At 35.4% G+C, this 17,934-nt stretch carries 19 protein-coding genes; 14 read left to right on the top strand and 5 right to left on the bottom strand.

The genetic code is table 11. The features are described from left to right. The 4 genes from HCN53_RS01110 (at position 1) to HCN53_RS01095 (ending at position 4,877) form a co-directional block, all read left to right on the top strand. Positions 1-699: an SDR family NAD(P)-dependent oxidoreductase gene (locus HCN53_RS01110; protein ID WP_167341721.1), complete on the top strand. Its 699-nt coding sequence runs from the start codon at positions 1-3 to the stop codon at positions 697-699. Further along, complete coding sequence (locus HCN53_RS01105) at positions 699-2,021, top strand: cryptochrome/photolyase family protein (RefSeq protein ID WP_167341720.1); 1,323 nt, start codon at positions 699-701, stop codon at positions 2,019-2,021. The genes HCN53_RS01110 and HCN53_RS01105 overlap by 1 nt, the downstream gene beginning before the upstream one ends. A gap of 27 nt (positions 2,022-2,048) precedes the next feature. Beyond that, positions 2,049-3,530, top strand: coding sequence for a cryptochrome/deoxyribodipyrimidine photo-lyase family protein (locus HCN53_RS01100; RefSeq protein ID WP_240919372.1), 1,482 nt, complete (start codon positions 2,049-2,051; stop codon positions 3,528-3,530). Between the two features lie 120 nt (positions 3,531-3,650). Continuing rightward, positions 3,651-4,877 (top strand): hypothetical protein, encoded by a 1,227-nt coding sequence (locus HCN53_RS01095; RefSeq protein WP_167341719.1) that lies wholly within the window; start codon positions 3,651-3,653, stop codon positions 4,875-4,877. Positions 4,878-4,911: 34 nt separating this feature from the next. Here HCN53_RS01095 and HCN53_RS01090 read toward each other — a convergent pair whose 3' ends face one another. The 4 genes from HCN53_RS01090 to HCN53_RS01075 are packed head-to-tail and all read right to left on the bottom strand — an operon-like array spanning position 4,912 to position 10,414. Continuing rightward, entirely contained in the window at positions 4,912-6,375 is a 1,464-nt protein-coding gene (locus tag HCN53_RS01090) for a lipopolysaccharide biosynthesis protein (protein WP_167341718.1), read from the bottom strand. Continuing rightward, positions 6,366-7,655, bottom strand: coding sequence for a glycosyltransferase family 4 protein (locus HCN53_RS01085; RefSeq protein ID WP_167341717.1), 1,290 nt, complete (start codon positions 7,653-7,655; stop codon positions 6,366-6,368). Before HCN53_RS01085 ends, HCN53_RS01090 begins: the two co-directional genes overlap by 10 nt. After that, a complete protein-coding gene (locus HCN53_RS01080; protein WP_167341716.1) occupies positions 7,655-10,114 on the bottom strand; it encodes a YfhO family protein in 2,460 nt (819 codons plus the stop codon). Before HCN53_RS01080 ends, HCN53_RS01085 begins: the two co-directional genes overlap by 1 nt. Before the next feature lie 30 nt (positions 10,115-10,144). Next, complete coding sequence (locus HCN53_RS01075; RefSeq protein ID WP_105018677.1) at positions 10,145-10,414, bottom strand: DUF4834 family protein; 270 nt, start codon at positions 10,412-10,414, stop codon at positions 10,145-10,147. Between the two features lie 93 nt (positions 10,415-10,507). Between HCN53_RS01075 and HCN53_RS01070 the strand changes: the two genes are divergently transcribed. From HCN53_RS01070 to HCN53_RS01035, 8 genes are all read left to right on the top strand, one after another. Beyond that, on the top strand, positions 10,508-11,491 hold the full coding sequence (locus HCN53_RS01070; protein WP_167341715.1) for a transporter: 984 nt from the start codon (positions 10,508-10,510) through the stop codon (positions 11,489-11,491). Between the two features lie 4 nt (positions 11,492-11,495). Continuing rightward, positions 11,496-12,620: a GNAT family N-acetyltransferase gene (locus tag HCN53_RS01065; protein ID WP_167341714.1), complete on the top strand. Its 1,125-nt coding sequence runs from the start codon at positions 11,496-11,498 to the stop codon at positions 12,618-12,620. A 50-nt stretch (positions 12,621-12,670) separates the two neighbouring features. Further along, positions 12,671-13,054 (top strand): alkyl hydroperoxide reductase, encoded by a 384-nt coding sequence (locus HCN53_RS01060; RefSeq protein ID WP_167341713.1) that lies wholly within the window; start codon positions 12,671-12,673, stop codon positions 13,052-13,054. Beyond that, positions 13,054-13,431 carry a hypothetical protein gene (locus tag HCN53_RS01055; RefSeq protein ID WP_240919371.1) on the top strand — a complete coding sequence of 126 codons (378 nt, stop codon included), beginning with the start codon at positions 13,054-13,056 and terminating at the stop codon, positions 13,429-13,431. Before HCN53_RS01060 ends, HCN53_RS01055 begins: the two co-directional genes overlap by 1 nt. Beyond that, positions 13,428-13,832, top strand: a complete 405-nt coding sequence (locus HCN53_RS01050; RefSeq protein ID WP_167341711.1) for a hypothetical protein — start codon at positions 13,428-13,430, stop codon at positions 13,830-13,832. The genes HCN53_RS01055 and HCN53_RS01050 overlap by 4 nt, the downstream gene beginning before the upstream one ends. Before the next feature lie 244 nt (positions 13,833-14,076). Next, positions 14,077-14,940 (top strand): RNA polymerase sigma factor RpoD/SigA, encoded by an 864-nt coding sequence (locus tag HCN53_RS01045; protein ID WP_042278208.1) that lies wholly within the window; start codon positions 14,077-14,079, stop codon positions 14,938-14,940. Positions 14,941-15,057: 117 nt separating this feature from the next. Then, complete coding sequence (locus HCN53_RS01040; protein ID WP_167341589.1) at positions 15,058-15,273, top strand: hypothetical protein; 216 nt, start codon at positions 15,058-15,060, stop codon at positions 15,271-15,273. A 72-nt stretch (positions 15,274-15,345) separates the two neighbouring features. Further along, a complete protein-coding gene (locus tag HCN53_RS01035; protein WP_167341710.1) occupies positions 15,346-15,870 on the top strand; it encodes a DUF421 domain-containing protein in 525 nt (174 codons plus the stop codon). A gap of 98 nt (positions 15,871-15,968) precedes the next feature. Here the strand turns inward: HCN53_RS01035 and HCN53_RS01030 are convergent, their stop codons facing one another. Further along, a complete protein-coding gene (locus tag HCN53_RS01030; RefSeq protein WP_042278201.1) occupies positions 15,969-16,223 on the bottom strand; it encodes a type B 50S ribosomal protein L31 in 255 nt (84 codons plus the stop codon). Positions 16,224-16,441: 218 nt separating this feature from the next. Here HCN53_RS01030 and HCN53_RS01025 point away from each other — a divergent pair, with 218 nt between their 5' ends. Together HCN53_RS01025 and HCN53_RS01020 are read left to right on the top strand one after the other, a co-directional pair. Beyond that, a complete protein-coding gene (locus tag HCN53_RS01025) occupies positions 16,442-16,945 on the top strand; it encodes a DUF4199 domain-containing protein (RefSeq protein WP_042278198.1) in 504 nt (167 codons plus the stop codon). Positions 16,946-16,948: 3 nt separating this feature from the next. Then, positions 16,949-17,911 (top strand): glycosyltransferase family 2 protein, encoded by a 963-nt coding sequence (locus HCN53_RS01020; RefSeq protein WP_167341709.1) that lies wholly within the window; start codon positions 16,949-16,951, stop codon positions 17,909-17,911. The last annotated feature ends 23 nt before the right edge of the window (positions 17,912-17,934 follow it).

Raw genomic sequence — 17,934 nt, 5'->3', positions numbered from 1 at the left:
ATGTCAAAAAATATATTATTAATAGGCGGAAGCCATGGAATAGGAAATGCCATTGTACAACACATGCATCAAGACCATAATCTATTTGTAGCATCTAGAGAAAATGAGAATTTACCAGACGATGTCATACATATATCATTTGACGCTACTACAGACGAGCTTGATGTAAGTCAACTACCAGAAAGTCTAGACGGATTTGTGTATTGTCCCGGCAGTATCAACCTTAAGCCATTTAAAATGCTTAAACAAGAACATTTTGAAGATGATATGAATATAAATTTCTTTTCACTTCTTAAAGTTACTAGAACCGTTCTTCCACTATTAACTAAAGATGGTAACAGCAGTATTGTTTACTTTTCGACCGTAGCAGTAGGAACAGGAATGCCTTTTCACACAAGTGTAGCTGCCGCAAAAGGCGCTATAGAAGGATATGCTAAAGCTCTTGCTGCAGAATATGCTCCTACCGTAAGAGTTAATGTCGTAGCACCATCTCTCGTTGACACACCGCTTGCTGGCAGGTTATTAAACAACGATGCAAAAAAAGAGAAAATGGGTGATTTACATCCTTTGAAAAGAGTAGGAACTGCTGATGATATTGCCAGTATAACTAAATTTTTACTAGAACAAAATAATGGTTGGATCACAGGTCAAGTAATAGGAGTTGACGGCGGAAAATCCACTTTAAATTTAGGTAATTAATGTCTCGTAAGGTAAATGTATTTTGGTTTCGCAGGGATTTAAGACTAGATGACAACGCTGGTTTTACTGAGGCTTTGAAGGGCGATCTACCTGTTTTACCCATCTTTATTTTTGACAAAAACATTCTTGAAAAATTACCTGAAGACGATGCCAGAGTGACTTTCATTTTTGAACAATTACAAGGTATGCGTGATGAGCTTCAAGAAAAGCATGGTAGCTCGATAGCAATTTTATACGATGATCCGGAAAGTGCTTGGAATGAATTGCTGAAGGATTTTGATGTTAATGCTGTTTATACTAACCGCGATTACGAACCCTATGCCAAAGAGCGTGATGAAAAAGTTCAAAAGCTCCTGAGTAATAAAAATATTGAATTTAACACGTTCAAGGATCAAGTTATATATGAAAAGGATGAAGTGGTTAAAGCAGATGGTGATCCCTATGTGGTTTACACTCCATATAAAAACAAATGGTTAGAACAATTTAGAAAAGACGTAGGACAAGGTAAAGACATCACCACATACAACACTGGATATTATTTAAAAAACTGTATCGAGCATAGTAGATTACCTAATGTGAGCCTGGCAGATATGGGATTTAAAAAATCTAGTATCGATGTTACCGACTATAGAGTGACTAAAAAAGTATTATCTGAATATGAATCTACTCGTAATTTCCCTGCTAAGCACTACGGTACATCTAGGTTAGGTCCTTATTTAAGATTTGGAATGGTGAGTGTGAGAAAAATGGTAGCAAATGCAGATCATGTAGAGAACAAAACATTTTTATCAGAGCTTATTTGGAGAGAGTTCTTCATGCAAATTTTGTATCATTTTCCACATACTAAAGACGAAGCGTTTAAATCAAAGTACGACCGTATCGAATGGCGCAATAATGAAGATGAATTTGAAAAATGGAAAAACGGTCAAACAGGATATAAATTAGTTGACGCAGGAATGAGAGAACTTAATGCTACTGGATATATGCATAATAGAGTTCGCATGCTTGTGGCAAGTTTCTTGTGTAAACATCTATTAATAGACTGGCGCTGGGGCGAGACCTATTTTGCCGAAAAATTATTGGATTATGAAATGAGTTCAAATGTAGGTAATTGGCAATGGGCTGCTGGTAGCGGTGTAGATGCTGCTCCTTACTTTAGAATATTCAACCCAATAACACAAAAGGATAAATTTGATAAACAACGAGAGTATATCAATGAATGGGTACCTGAACACGATACTGATAAATATCCAGACATGATGGTAGATCACAAAGAAGCTAGAGAACGTTGTCTTAAAACCTATAAAGAAGCTGTATCCTAACAATTGAAGCTTGATAAGATTAATATCGTGTGGTTTAAGCGGGATCTTCGTTTACAAGATCATCTGCCTTTAAAAATTGCACTTCAAGAAGATGTCCCTACCCTACTGCTGTATATTTTGGAACCAATAATATTGAATGACGTTCATTACAGTGAACGTCATTTTACTTTTATAAAACAAAGTCTTGAAGATTTAAACCGTACCCTTTATAACTATAATACTAGGATATTATGTATTAAAGATGATGCTAGTTTAACTTTTAATAAGCTATCTAGTTTATTTAATATTACCACCGTTTACTCACATCAAGAAACTGGAATTTACAGTACATATGAGCGAGATATACAAGTAGGTAAATTATTAAAAGATAAAGGTATTCGGTGGAATGAATCTATCTCTAATGGAGTAATAAGAGGTATATCAAATAGAAAAACCTGGAAAGATCAATGGATTGAATACATGAATGATGATCTAAAACATCCTGTATTTAATAATTCTATGGTAGTACATAAAGATAGTGTTTCCCAATTGAGCAACCATTTCAATACTTTCAGTTTAACCTATAAGGAACGTGTTAATATTCAAAAAGGTGGAACGACCACCGGTTTGAAATATTTTAATTCCTTTTTAAAGGATCGTATAACAGGCTACAATAAAAACTATTCAAAACCATTGACCAGCAGATTACACAGTAGTAGGTTAAGTCCATACATAGCTTGGGGTAACCTAAGTATGCGTATGGTAGTTCAAACTGCTGCAAGTAAAAAAAATACTATTAAGGACTTACGTAATCTTAATTCATTTCTTTCAAGATTAAGATGGCAGGCTCACTTCATCCAGAAATTTGAAATGGAATTTCAAATGCAATGGCGTAGTCTTCATCCCGCTTATAGAAATTTAGGTAAGGAAACAGATGAAAGATTAGTAAGGGCATGGAAAACTGGTCAAACAGGCTATCCACTGGTAGATGCTGCCATGAGATGTCTTATAGATACGGGATTTATCAATTTTAGACTGCGAGCCATGCTTACCAGTTTTTTTGTTTTTCATCTATGGCAACCTTGGCAAAATGCGAGCCCACATCTCGCTCAACATTTTTTAGATTTTGAACCTGGAATTCATTTTCCTCAATTACAAATGCAAGCTGGAGTAACAGGCATCAATATTATTAGAATCTACAATCCTATCAAGAACAGTTTAGACCATGATCCAAATGCAACCTTTATTAAAAAATGGGTTCCAGAATTGAAAAATTTACCTATTGGATTTATCCATGAACCTTGGAAAATGACTTCCATGGATGAGGCTTTTTATGAATTTAAACTAGGTGAATCTTATCCAAAACCGATTGTTGATGATAAGCTTTCGCGAAAGCGTGCAAGTGATATCCTTTATGGCATCAAAAACTCTATCGCATCCAATTTGGATTCACAAAAAATTATAAAAAAACATACCAATCCAAATCGTAAGGTGTGGAATGGAGATGAAGGCTTAAACACAAGTGACTAGATTTCAGCGCAATACCCACTTAATCAATTGACCTAGCAAGGCTGTTAGGTTATTTTGGCACGCTGGTTGATATTACTTAATTGTAGTTGACAATGAAGTCCTACATCTAAACTTACAACTATGAACAAGCTCATTACTTTACTACTATTATTAGTAGGATCAGGTGTAAGCCAAGCCGAAAAACTAGAAGATCATCGTAGTTACAACTTTGATGATAGAATTATTTTTGTTGAAGGAGGCATTGAATTTGCTGTGTTCCCAGATGGACAATTTGACTTCAATTTTTTAGACTACGGTCCTCAATCTAGCGTCAATATAAACACGCCTAATATTAATATATCCTTTAATACGGGTTATGACTACGACCGTTATGTACAATATGATAATTACGGAGCGGTAATACAAGTAGAAAGTGTTCCTATTTATTATGATGGCTATGGTAGAATTATACAGGCAGGCGATGTATTTATAAATTACCGTAATGGATGGGTAAACCGTGTAGGAAGCTTATCTGTGTTCTATAATCGTCCAGGAGTTATTGTAAGAACAGCTGGCTTTATTAATCCTTTTAATCGCGTTTATGTTTATAGGCCATGGCACAGGTTTTATGCTATTCCAATAGTTGATAGATGTATTGTATGGAACAATCCTTACAGATTGTATTATAATCCTATTAGATTTTCTTGGAACTACCACCGTACTTACTGGAGAAGCCCTAATTATTATAACGGTTGCTTTGTACGTAATAATGTGAGACGTAACTTTTATAGACCTAACGATCGTGTACGATTAAGAAGCTTTGAAAGAGGTCGTAGAGATTCTCGTGGTCGCGCAATAGCTTCAAACAACCGAGGTCGTAACGAAAGAGCTGCAATTTCAAGAGGAAGAACAACCGTAAATCGTACTGCTACCTCATCAACACGACGCAGTAATGCTACTCGTAGTTCAAATAATAATAGAAATACTGCCATTACAGGACGTAGTTCTAGTAGGTCTAATGAAAGAGCAACACGATCAACTCGTAGCTCAAGAAATACAACCTTAGGTACAACTAATAGAAATTCCAGAGTAGAATCTAGATCAAATAGAACTGCCAGAATCACGAATAATTCAGGATCAAACAGGTCCAACGATCGAATCGCAAACTCTAGAAGTACACGAACTAATCGAGTAGCTCCTGCAAGATCTAATAGATCCACTAGAGCAACAAGTTCTAACAGATCTAGTAGACCAACTAGTGCAAGAAGCACAAGAGGAAATTCGAGAGTAAAGAGCACTAACTCCAGTAGATCAAAAAGATCAAATAATACTAGTTCTTCTAGATCTCGTAGTGGCGGCAGATCTTAAATAAAAAATAGTGAAGTTGTAACTGCCTGAGCAATCAGGCAGTTTTTTTTATTCTATACTTTTGGTATAAACCAGTAAGTTCATAGCTCACCTTACCTTTTAAAATAGCTAGTATGTAATAAGCTGTGATTAAAATGCTTTTAAGTGCTATGTTGAGATATACATTTAAACTAAAATCCCAAAACACAAATAGAAGTACCCCAACAATCACTATCAGTAGTGATTTCCAGGTTTGTGGCGTCCAGGGATGAATGTAAAGTCTGTGATAAACGTAAAGGACTTTTGCAAGAGAATAACTCAAGTAGGCAACACATGTTGCAATGGCAGCACCTACCAATCCATAAATGGGAATAAGCCAAATGTTTAAACCTACGGCGACTAGTACCAAACACAAACCCATCCAAAGTGTCACTCTATATAGATTAGTATTGTATAATATAGCATTATTACTTCCTAAAAGTGATTCAGAAAATTTAACCAAACTTATCAAGTACACTACCGGTATCGCAATGCTAAATTCAGGTTCCAGTAGTTTGTAAAACTCATTTACATTACAAACAATTATTAAAAGCAAAAAACCAGATACGATGCTTAAGTTAAGAGAACTACGTTTATATAATTTCTCTAAATCTATGGTGTTGTTAGCAGCATAATAACTAGCAACTAGTGGATGTAAAACTTGCGCCATTCCTCGAGCAGGCACTGCTATAACCGCAGCAATAAAAATCGCGACGTTATAATAGGCAATATTCTCAATTTCATTAAATTGATTGAGCATTCCTTTATCTAAATCTAGCATGGCCGTCCCTACCGATCCAGCTATAATCATAAATAAGGAATAAGTAATTAGTTCCTTAGTAGCTAGTAATTTTCCCCAACGCCATTTTGGGTAATAAATTCTATAAGCCACAATCTTCATGAGAAAAGCTCTCAAAGCATAAATAAGAACTAGACTATAGATAAATTGAACTTGCGTAATGATTTGGGTTGCTACAAGAATAAGCATTACTGTTGCAGACAACCTATAAAAAACTTCTTTAAGGAAATTGCCACCTATTGTCTTCATATGTACTTTGGACCAAGCATAAAAAATTTCGAAGTAACCTTGAAAAACAGCTATTAAAGGAATCGTCCAAAGAAAATCACCCGTTATCTGATTTTCTCTAGAAATGAAAAGCCTTGCTTGGTCTTGATTAAAGTATAGCAAAACAAAGAAAGGTATAATTATTAATAATGGCCAGAAGAGCATTTGTGTAAGAAAAGTATCTTTCTCCTTTTTAGTTTTAAAATGAGCAAAGTTTTTTACGATTGTGTTGTGAATCCCAAAAGACATAAGTGGAAATAGCAGGAATGCCATGGATAACACATAACCCCATAATCCATAATATTCGTCATCTAAATAAGTAGTGGCTAGTAATAATACATTAACAGCTCCTAGTAAAAAACCAGCTCCTGTGATGCCAAAATTCCACGCGCTATGTTTAATTACTATTCCCATACCTCATTTACCAATTGATTCAAACTATGCGTAAGATTCTTACGATGGAACTGCTCGATATCAGTTGCATCAATCCCAATATTCTTATTTTCTAAATAATCATTGAATCTGGAAAGAATATAGTTTTTAAGATCTTGTTTAGCATCATAGGTGAAAAAAGAACCAGCTTTTGCCTTCTCTACCCTAGTTTTAATTTCGGCATTAGAAGGTCCAAGGGCAATTATAGGTCTTCTACTAGCCAAGTATTCAAATAACTTACCAGGTACTATGGCTTGTGTGTCCTTAGAATCTATTTCAATAAGTAATAGTAACTGAGTTGCCTTCATTAGGCTGTATGCCACATCATGTTTAACATAACCATGGTTTTCAAGATAAGGATCCAGGTTATAATCCTTAATACTTTTTAATATTTCATCACTTACATTTCCTGCAAGTACTAGCTTGAAATGAGATTTAAACAACTCGTTTTCTTGAGTCAATTCTAATAGAACTTGCCATAACACATGTGGATTACGATCAGAAAGCAAGGTCCCTATATGAGACATTGTAAATACACCAGGCGGCTGCTTAGTCATTGAGTTTACAGCCCTATCAAATCCATTGGTAATTACTCGTATAGGTGTGTGAGTTTTCGTTACAAACTCTTGTTTAGTATGTTCACTAGTGACTAACAAATGATCACAAGCATCCAGTACCTTTTGTTCTAAGGATTCGTGTTTACGTCTTGCAATACGAGTAAGTCGTAGTGATTTGTGATAACCTATTGTGGTCCATGGGTCCCTAAAATCTGCTATCCACTTTAACTGTGACAACATCCTCTGGAGCTCTAATCCAACCAAATGAACAGAGTGCGGCGGTCCGGTTGTAATGATAATACTGGAATCATTGACTCTATCTCTTAGTTCCTTCACAACGCGATTTTTCCAACCAATTCTTGCGTCTGGTATAAAGAAATTACCTCTTATAAATAAAGCGATTTTTTCCTTCCAGGATGGTTGTTTATCAAGTATACCACGTTGTAATTTTTTAGTACGCTTTCGCGAAAGCTTACCCAACCACCTACTAGGTTCCGCTATTGGAACTTTTATAATAGATATGTTTTCTGGAACATCGCTATTCAATGAAGAATCAACTACAGGATAATCTGGATTCTCAGGTATGACAACAGTTATATCATAGTTGTAATGCGATAGATATTTTATGAATTTAAGCCAGCGCTGCACTCCTGGACCACCAGCAGGTGGCCAGTAATACGTAACCAGAATTAAGGATTTATTCATTATTTACTCTTGCGAAATTCATAAAACAATCCACCGATAAATAACAGTAATAGTAGCGCATTACTTGCCAGCATAATTTTAGTTCCTGTTGCAACAACTTCAGGTTCAAATTTCATTGTTACTTCATGTTTTCCTGCAGGAACAGCAATGGCTCTTAGAGCATAGTTAGCTCTAACTATAGGAACTGTTTTACCATCAACAGTTGCTTGCCATCCATGCGGATAATACATTTCTGAAAACAGCACTACACCATCTTCATTAGATTGAGTAGTATAGGTTAATTTCTCTGGATGATATGAAGTCAATTTAACGGTAGCGGCAGAGTCTAATTTTATAATAGGACTGCCTAACTTTTCATATTGGTCTTTAGTGATGTAGGCGTGATTATCTCCATCCAGATTTTTAAGCTGTAGTATTTCTTCATTTTGATTTTCAACTACTTTTAAATCCTTTACAAACCAAGCAGGACCTAAATTTAGTGGATTGCGCTGGGCCAATACTCCTGTACTGTCTTGATCGATCACGTACCTAGCATTTAGCATACTCAACAATTGAATGTTTTGCGCGGTTACTCCAATAGGTCTCGTATTTTCATCTTCAAAATAAAACCTGTGCAAATCATAAAATCTTCTAGGTTTAGCGCCGTGATAACCACCCAAAGCTTTATGAAATTTTGATGCGCGAGCACTAGTCAAAGGGCTCATCAGTAAATCATATACCTTAAAATGCCCTTGATCTTGTTGTATTTGAGCATCAGCTTGTGTGTAGGGTAATGCGTTATCATATTCTCTTGCAGAGACATAGTCCTCTTCATTCACATATTGTAAGTCAAAACTTACTAAATCAATTAGTATCACCAAGGCACAAACAATCAAAGCAACCTTTTCTGTAACTTTTTTCTCGAGTGCCGTGTAAATTATAGCAGCTATTATTAAAATACTAACAAGCGCTTTGATAGCATCAGCTCGCATCATATTAAGTCTATCTTTTCTAAGGGCTTCTACAAATAAGGTTCCTAGTTGTTCATTTTGAGCAAAATATCCATCTGACGGACCAGCAAAATCAAATAGTTTACCGCCAAGTAGAATTAGTATCAACAAAAAACCACCAAACCCTGCTGTAGCAAAGAGTAATGCTTTTTTACGTTTAACAGCTAGTGTCTTGTCATTGAATATATGATATAATCCAACCGCGGCGAGAACAGGCACTAAGAATTCTATAATGACCTGTATGGATGTAACTGCTCTGAATTTATCATAAAATGGTACGTACTGGATAAAGAATTTAGTCAAAAACGAGAAGTTATCTCCATAGGAAAGTAATAATGCTAAAAGGATAGACCCTAATGTCCACCATTTCAATCTTCCTTTAATTAGAAATAAAGCTATAACAGCAAGAAAAACCACGCTTACTCCTATATAGGCAGGCGCTTCAACTATAGGCTGTGCTCCCCAATAAGTACTTACATTAGTATTAAGAAACTCTTGGGCATAATTTGCTGGTATTCCTTGCCCCAAAAGATAGTTCATACTTCTTGAGTCAGCATCTGGAGTTGTTCCACTACCACCACCGGCAAAACTTGGAATGATAAGATTTAAGCTTTCACTTAAACCATAACTGTACTCTGTGATATAATCGTAAGGTAAAGCTTGTTGTGGTTCCACGCTTTCGCCTTGAGCATTAATAGAAATAGAAGATGGTCCACGTGTACTTTCCTTAGAATATTCACTGGTTGCCATGAGATTTGCACTGTTTGTACCAAATGCCAATAAAACTGCTACTACCAGTATACCTGTGCTCTTAAAGAAATGAAGCAATAAGCCTTTTCTAATTGCATCAATAAAATAAGCAATTCCTAAAATTACCATTGAAAGCCCTAGGTAATAGGTCATCTGTGGATGGTTAGCCTGTAACTCTAGTCCCATCGCCAGTGCGGTGAGCAAAAAACCCCATAAATAGCGTTTTTGAAAGACTAGTAAAATTCCTGATAGGACAAGTGGGAAATAGCCTATCGCATGGGCTTTGGCATTGTGACCAACGCCTAATATTATAATAAGATAGGTGGAGAATCCAAATGCGAGTGCTCCTATGATCCCTATTTTCCATGGTATGCGCATTACCAGCATTAAAATGTAAAAGGAAATTAAGTAGAGAAAGAGGTAATCTGCCGGACGTGGCAGGAACCTTATGGTCCTATCAATAGTATCAAAAAAATCGTAATCGTATCTTGCTCCTAACTGATAAGTAGGCATACCACCAAAAGCGGAATCGGTCCAATAAATATCCTCACCTTGTGCTCTATAATCCAGTAACTGACTGGCATTACCTTTATATTGAACAATATCGTTTTGGTATAATTTTTTACCGCTTAGAACAGGACTGAAGTAAGCTAAGGCTGCAATTAAAAAAATCGCGATAGCGATAAAGTGCGGCCAGATTTTTTTAAAATCAAGCTTCATGAAGAAGGTTATATGGTTAATGGTGGGAAATTAATCAATTTCCTCAAAGTCGACGTACTCACCGACCTTTTTCTTTTCTTTGGAGCGAGCTTTTTTAAATGATTTATCAGGTGTTTGGTATGCGTTTTCTGACTTATTGGTAGCCGAATATGGATTGTTAAAACCTGCTCTTTTTTCAAAAGATTTTTGAAAACGTTGCATCGCTTTTTTACCCAGCCAGGCTAGTATAGGTTTACGGAATATCTTAAATAAAATCCTTAAGGCTATTAAGACCATAAGGATGATTAAAAATGTCTTCATTAGAGTTAAAACGAAATGTTTCTATCAAAAATAAAATATCAGTAGATAGATAGTATTTAATAAATCTTAAATTTGGCTCATAGATATTAATCCATGAACGCAATTATTTATAGAATAAGTATAATTACGGCGCTTTTTGTTACACCTTTTCTATCACAAGCGCAATATACGGAAACAATAAACACAAATAATCCCGGTCTTTCTCAAGGTGCTTATGCTTTGGGTACTGGAGTAGCGCAAGTCGAAGCAAATGTATTTTATCGTACTGAAGAACATGTAATTCAACGTTATGAACGTGACTATTATGGTTTAAATTTTCAATTACGATACGGTGCCTTTTTTGAAGAACTAGAATTCTCGTATATAGGAAGATTTGCTAGTGTGGAACAAACTCAAATAACCGGATTTGGAAATTCTCAATTCAGTTTTAATAACTTTTCTAGAAGTACTTTGGGTGCAAAGTATATGTTTTTTGATCCTAAACGTGTATTTGGTGAAAAGAAAATCAATCTTTATAGCTATCATGCCAATAATCGTTTGAATTGGAAAGATCTAATTCCTGCACTAGCTATATATGCTGGCGCCAATATTGACTTGAGCGATAATAATTTACTTACTCCACCCAACGACCCTACCTTCTCTCCCAGAATTGAATTAATCACGCAAAACAATTGGGGCCGATGGGTTTTAGTTACCAATTTTGGAGTAGATCGTCTAGGAACTGATTTTCCTTCATGGCAATGGATCATTACCATGACACATAGTATCAACAACAAATGGGCGTTTTTTGGAGAATATCAAGGTTTTAAATCAGATTTCTATAGTGACGATCTAGCACGTGGCGGTGCTACTTACTTGATTAATAAAGACTGGCAGGTCGATAGTAGTGTGACTGTAAACTTTAAAGATACACCTACCGTGTTCCAAGTAAATTTAGGAATGTCCTATAGAATCGACTTTCACAAAGATCCTGAGATAAAACAATCCGGTTCACAAGGTGGGAACAAACGCAAAAAGAAAAAAAAAGAAAACAAGCTTAATCTAGAAGAAGACCAAAACCCAGACGGAAGAGGATAAGAATATGATAGAAGTTAAACAGATTTCTTCAAAGAAAGACATTAAAAAATTCGTTCAATTCCAATTGGAATTATACAAGAACAATCCCTACTACATACCACCAATCGTCAAAGACGAAATGGCAAACTTTGATCCAGAGAAAAATCAGGTTTTCAAGAACGCTGATTGCTGGTTATTTCTTGCTTATAAAAATGGACAAATTGTAGGTCGTATCGCTGGTATCATTAATTATATTGAGATTAATGATCAGAAAAAACCTAAAATGAGGTATGGTTGGCTGGATATGATTGATGACATTGAAGTTACAAAAGCGTTAATAAATGCAGTCGAAAAAATAGGCCACAAAAAAAATCTAGAATTTATAGAAGGGCCTGTTGGCTTCTCTAACATGGACAAGGCAGGAATGCTGGTAGAAGGGTTTGAAGAATTAGGCACCATGATAACATGGTACAATCATCCTTATTACAAGGAACACATGGAGATGTTAGGATTCAAAAAAAGTGCGGACTGGATCGAATTCAAATTCACTCCACCCAATCCAGTTCCCGAAAAATTCAACAAGTTTGCTGATATCATCATGCAACGTTACGGCCTTAAACCTCTAGAATTTAAATCGACAAAGGATATTTTACCCTATGTAGACGAGATGTTCGAATTATTGAATAAAACTTATTCGTCATTGGTAACCTATGTGCCTATCCAGCAATATCAAATAGATTTATATAAAGAAAAATACCTACCTTTTATAAATCCAGATTTTATTAAATGTGTAGTAGACAGCAATGGCAAATTAGTAGCATTTGCTATAACAATGCCTTCATTTTCTAAAGCTTTACAGAAAGCCAAAGGTAAATTATTACCATTCGGATTTATACATTTACTTAGAGCTAAACGAAAAAATAACCGTGCCGCATTTTATCTAATTGGTATTGATCCTGAATATCAAGGAAAAGGAGTAACTGCATTAATATTCAGAAATGTAGCAAAAACTTTCATGGATAATGGGATCACCTTTTGTGAAACAAATCCAGAATTAGAAGATAATATTGCTGTTCAATCTTTATGGAAGAATTACGATCCAGTTTTGCATAAAAGAAGACGTTTATATCGTAAGGACCTGGTGCGATAATTTACAAATGAGTAAGCTTGACTAAACAGATCGTACTAAGAGAATAAACAATGAAGCTTACCTTACGATTAGCAGCAATTTACAATATCCTTTGGGGTTCATGGGTAGTACTTTTTCCTAATCATTTTTTTGAGTTAGTAGGAATGCAACCACTTAATCATCCAATGGTATGGCAAGGAATGGGAATGGTGATAGGCGTTTATGGTCTAGGTTATTGGTGGGCTAGCTACAACCCAATGAAACATTGGCCCATAGTTGCCGTTGGATTTTTAGGTAAAATTTTTGGCCCGATTGGATTCGTATTTAACTATCTACAAGATACAGTACCTTTTGAATTTATTTATACCTTAATTACAAATGACTTTATTTGGTGGATACCATTTTATCTCATACTCAAAAAGGTACATACGGATTATAAATGGAAATTAATCTGATGAAAAAGTTGTCGCTATATCTATTTTCAATTTTTTATGGAATAGCTGGGGTTTTTCATTTTATATTTCCTGAAGTATACCACACAGTGATTCCTTCTTATTTACCCTACCCATCCGCAATTAATTATATATCAGGAACACTAGAAATATTGGTAGCAGTTCTCATATGGATTCCACTTCCTTTGCAGTCGCGAAAACTAGCTTCTCAAATCACCATTATAATGCTAGTAGCATTCATCCCTGCTCATATATACTTCATTCAAAATGAAGGATGTGCGGGATCATTTTGTTTACCCAATTGGATAGGTTGGTTAAGACTTGTCATTATCCATCCATTTTTAATCTACTGGGCTTATAAAATAAGAACTATAAAATGATAGAAAACTTACAACTTGCAATCGATTTTGGATTAGTAGTACTTATTTGGATGGTTCAATTATTAATTTATCCCAGCTTTGAGTACTTTACTAGTGAATCCTTATCAAAATGGCATAAGATCTACACACGCAACATAACCTTTATAGTTGCTCCTATGATGATTATTCAATTGGTTATCAGCATTTATTTAGTTTGGAACGATCTTTCTTTTGTTAATGCGATCTATTTTGCACTAGTTATCCTTACTTGGGTGACAACAATGGTCATTTACGTTCCATTACACAAGAAAATTGATTTACATCCAGATAAAAAGGATACATGTATTAAATTAACTAGAAAGAATTGGTTGAGAGTTATTTTATGGACTACAATCTTTCTTTTAATGCATTTATTAAATTAATTATAACACCTCTCAATCGTTTGAAATATAGAAGTGTAGATAATTAAGGAATAATTCTGTGAAAAAATTAAACACTAGGTGTAATAAAATCGGATGTTTTACGACTAATTAAATTGTGTAAAAGTCACACCATTACTAGGCTGAAGATTAGTCAGCAAGTAAGTGAACGGCATGATTTTTGCTATTTATCTAAGACTGACAAAAGCTGTCAGTTGTTTAACCCTTATAAATCTTTCATTACTACATGAGACAACTCAAAATCACCAAGCAGGTTACAAACCGTGAGTCTAAATCGCTGGATAAGTACCTACAAGACATCTCTAAAATTGATCTTATCACCGCAGAGGAAGAAGTAGAATTAGCTCAGCGCATTAAAAAAGGTGATCAAAGAGCCCTAGAAAGACTGACTACTGCAAACTTACGATTCGTAGTTTCTGTAGCAAAACAGTACCAGAATCAAGGGCTTAAGTTGCCAGATCTAATTAATGAAGGAAACGCCGGACTCGTAAAGGCTGCAAAAAGATTTGATGAGACTCGTGGATTTAAATTTATATCATACGCAGTATGGTGGATCCGTCAGTCTATTTTACAAGCACTAGCAGAGCAGTCACGTATCGTGCGCCTACCATTGAACAAGATCGGTTCTATTAACAAGATTAATAAGGCATTTTCACACCTTGAGCAATTGCACGAGCGTCCACCATCACCTGAAGAACTAGCAAAAGAGCTAGACATGACAGTGAGCGACGTTAAGCAATCTCTTAAAAACGCTGGTCGTCACGTATCCATGGATGCTCCGCTTAAAGAAGGAGAAACATCAAACCTTTACGATGTTGTACGCAGTGGTGAGTCACCTAATCCAGATAAGGAATTATTACACGAGTCGTTAACGTTAGAAATTAAGCGTGCACTTGAAACCTTATCTCAAAAAGAGGCAGATGTTATTTCCCTTTACTTCGGTATAGGAAATCAACAACCTATGAGTCTTGAAGAAATAGGTGAAACTTTTGACTTAACTCGTGAGCGCGTGCGCCAGATTAAAGAAAAAGGTATTAAGAGATTAAGACAAAACTCAAGAAGTAAAATCCTTAAGTCATATTTAGGGTAATCAGTCCCTACTTTTTATTATAACGCCTCGAGAAATCGAGGCGTTTTTGATTTTAGATATTTTTAAACTTGTTTTAGGAATATCTATTGATAAAATTTCTTTTCTTGAAATAAAAACATGAATACTCTGATTATACTCAACGATTCTAAAGAAACCCTTACCGCTTCTGGAGTTTCAATGGGAACCGCCATATTCACCTCACTTGCCGTGGTTTGTTCTTGGACTCGTAATAGAAGTGTGTTCTGGGCATTTGTAGCAGGAGTTTTCAATATCTTTTACGTGATTTATTGGTTAATGACTCGTACTGAAGAGGAACAGCGAAAAAAGAAATAGAAATGTTATTTCTACCTTAAGTAGTCTATCACCTTTTCAGAATTCTACTACATTTAAAGAAAAGACAGTTTTATGGATTTTATTTACTCAAGCGACGACCCTATTTGGGAAACTATAGTAAGTAGTGTGGCAATCTTCATTTTGATTATTATAATAACGCGAATTGTAGGATTAAGATCATTTGCAAAATTTACTACTTACGACTTTGCCATCACAGTAGCGATAGGTAGTATTGTTTCTTCTACTTTAACCTCATCGACATCAGTTGCTCAAGGTTTTACAGCAATAGCGGCCTTATTATTACTTACTTTAATTGTTTCAATAATCCAAAAACGTAATTCCAAAATAAAAAGCAGTATTTCAAACCAACCTATTCTGTTAATGAAAGAAAAGGAAATTCTTTATGACAATCTTAAAAAAGCCCACGTACATGAAGATCAATTAATAGCAAAATTAAGAGAGGCTAATGTTATCCACCTAGATCAAGTAGTAGCGGTAGTTTTAGAAACAACAGGAGATATCTCAGTATTACACTGTGATGATGCAAGTAATGCAAACTTGCACGATAAAATTTTACAAGGTGTCAAGGATAATTAAAGAGCGTCTAGAAAGAAGACAACCAAAAATGCTTAAAGACAAGCATAAAAAAACGCCTCGAAATCTCGAGGCGTTTGTATATTCTGAATAAGTAAACCTTATTTCTTTTTGAATTTTGCGTACTTGTTCTTGAACTTGTCGATACGACCAGCAGTATCGATAAGCTTGCTCTGACCTGTATAAAACGGGTGAGATGTACGAGAGATTTCTAATTTGATTAGTGGATACTCATTTCCATCCACTTCAATAGTTTCTTTAGTATCTGCAGTAGACTTAGTGATAAAGATCTCATCGTTAGACATATCTTTAAATGCTACTAGTCTATAATTATCTGGGTGTATTCCTTTTTGCATGACTATACTTGTTCTTTTTGCGGGTGCAAATTTAAACTTTTTTATTTGTAATACAACATCTTTTAAAAAAATATGTTGCTTGAAACGCAAATATCAGCATTTTTTAGTTTTTCTACTACTTACTAAGCGCTAAAACATGGAAACTTATTTTAAACAAGTTTCTCTTATACATAACAAAAGTACAGTAACTATCTTTGTCTGAAATAAAATGAATATACATGCTGCCTCCACAAATTAAAAAGATAGGATTATCCTACGGGATTATAGGAGCAATCGTAATGGTTACCACCTATCTTATATTCTGGAAAACAGGTAATTTTCTCAATCCCTTAATAAGTGTATTTGCACATATACTATGGCCACTGGGCTTTGGTTTTGGCGCGCAAATCCACGCAAAAATCAGTCAGAAAGGTTTTATTCAAACACGTGAAGCAGTCGCAGCTTTTTTCTTGGCAATTTTACTAATTTGCATTGCAGAATCAGCAACCATTTATTTAATTTACACACAAATAGATCCTGAATTACAAAACACGGTGCAGGACGCTGCCATGAAAGTTTATGAAGAGCGTAAGGCAGCAGGATTGACTATACCAAAGCCGCAAAAAATGGATTTAAGTTTTCAAGGGTTCTCTCTTTCTACAGTCATGAAAATATTACTACTGCTGGTTCCTGGAATAATCGTAGGTTTGATTTTAAGAAAAAAACGCCCACAACAGGTTTAAATCGTGAGTAAACAACTGTCCATAGTCATCCCTCTTTTAAATGAAGAGGAATCCTTAGAGGAACTTCATCAATGGATTCTACGCGTCTTGGAACAAACAGATCTCAACTATGACATCTGGTTTATTGACGACGGTAGCACTGATAACAGTTGGGATGTGGTTAGTACGCTTTCGCGAAAGCATAACAACACAAACGCCATTAAATTTCTCACTAACTATGGAAAATCACAAGCTCTACACGCAGGATTTGCTGCTGTAAACGGTGAAGTGGTCATTACAATGGATGCCGATTTACAGGACAGTCCTGAAGAAATCCCGGCATTGTACCAAATGATTACAGAGCAAGGTTTTGATTTAGTAAGTGGTTGGAAAAAGAAACGTTATGACAGTGTCATTGCCAAAAACTTACCTAGTAAATTATTTAATTGGGCTGCAAGAAAAACCAGTGGATTAACCTTGCATGACTTTAACTGCGGTTTAAAGGCTTATCGTCGTGAAGTGGTAAAGAATGTTGATGTTCACGGTGAAATGCACCGATACATTCCCGTTCTTGCTGCAAATGCCGGTTTTAAGAATATTACTGAAAAGGTTGTGGTTCATCAAGCTAGAAAATATGGTAGTACCAAATTTGGATATGAAAGATTCATCAATGGCTTTTTGGACCTGATTACCATTGGCTTCTTGTCTAAGTATGGAAAACGCCCCATGCACCTATTCGGTAGTTTAGGCATCGTTATGTTTTTAATTGGTTTTGTAATCGCAGGATATGTAGGCATTTCAAAACTTTACCGATTATACAATGATTTACCCTATAATCTTGTGACTGACAATCCTTGGTTCTTTATTGCGCTTACCGTTATGTTATTAGGTACGTTATTTTTTATTGCAGGTTTTCTAGGAGAGTTGATATTGCGCAGTGGTAACCAAAGCGGCCGTTACTTTATCGAGGAGAAACTAGTTCATTAGGAGAATGACCTCCATGTAGTTTA

The sequence above is a fragment of the Nonlabens sp. SY33080 genome, assembly GCF_011784885.1.
Lineage (GTDB): Bacteria > Bacteroidota > Bacteroidia > Flavobacteriales > Flavobacteriaceae > Nonlabens > Nonlabens tegetincola.
The sequence above is the reverse complement of the archived record's forward strand: the minus strand, read 5'-3'. Positions and strand labels throughout refer to the sequence as shown.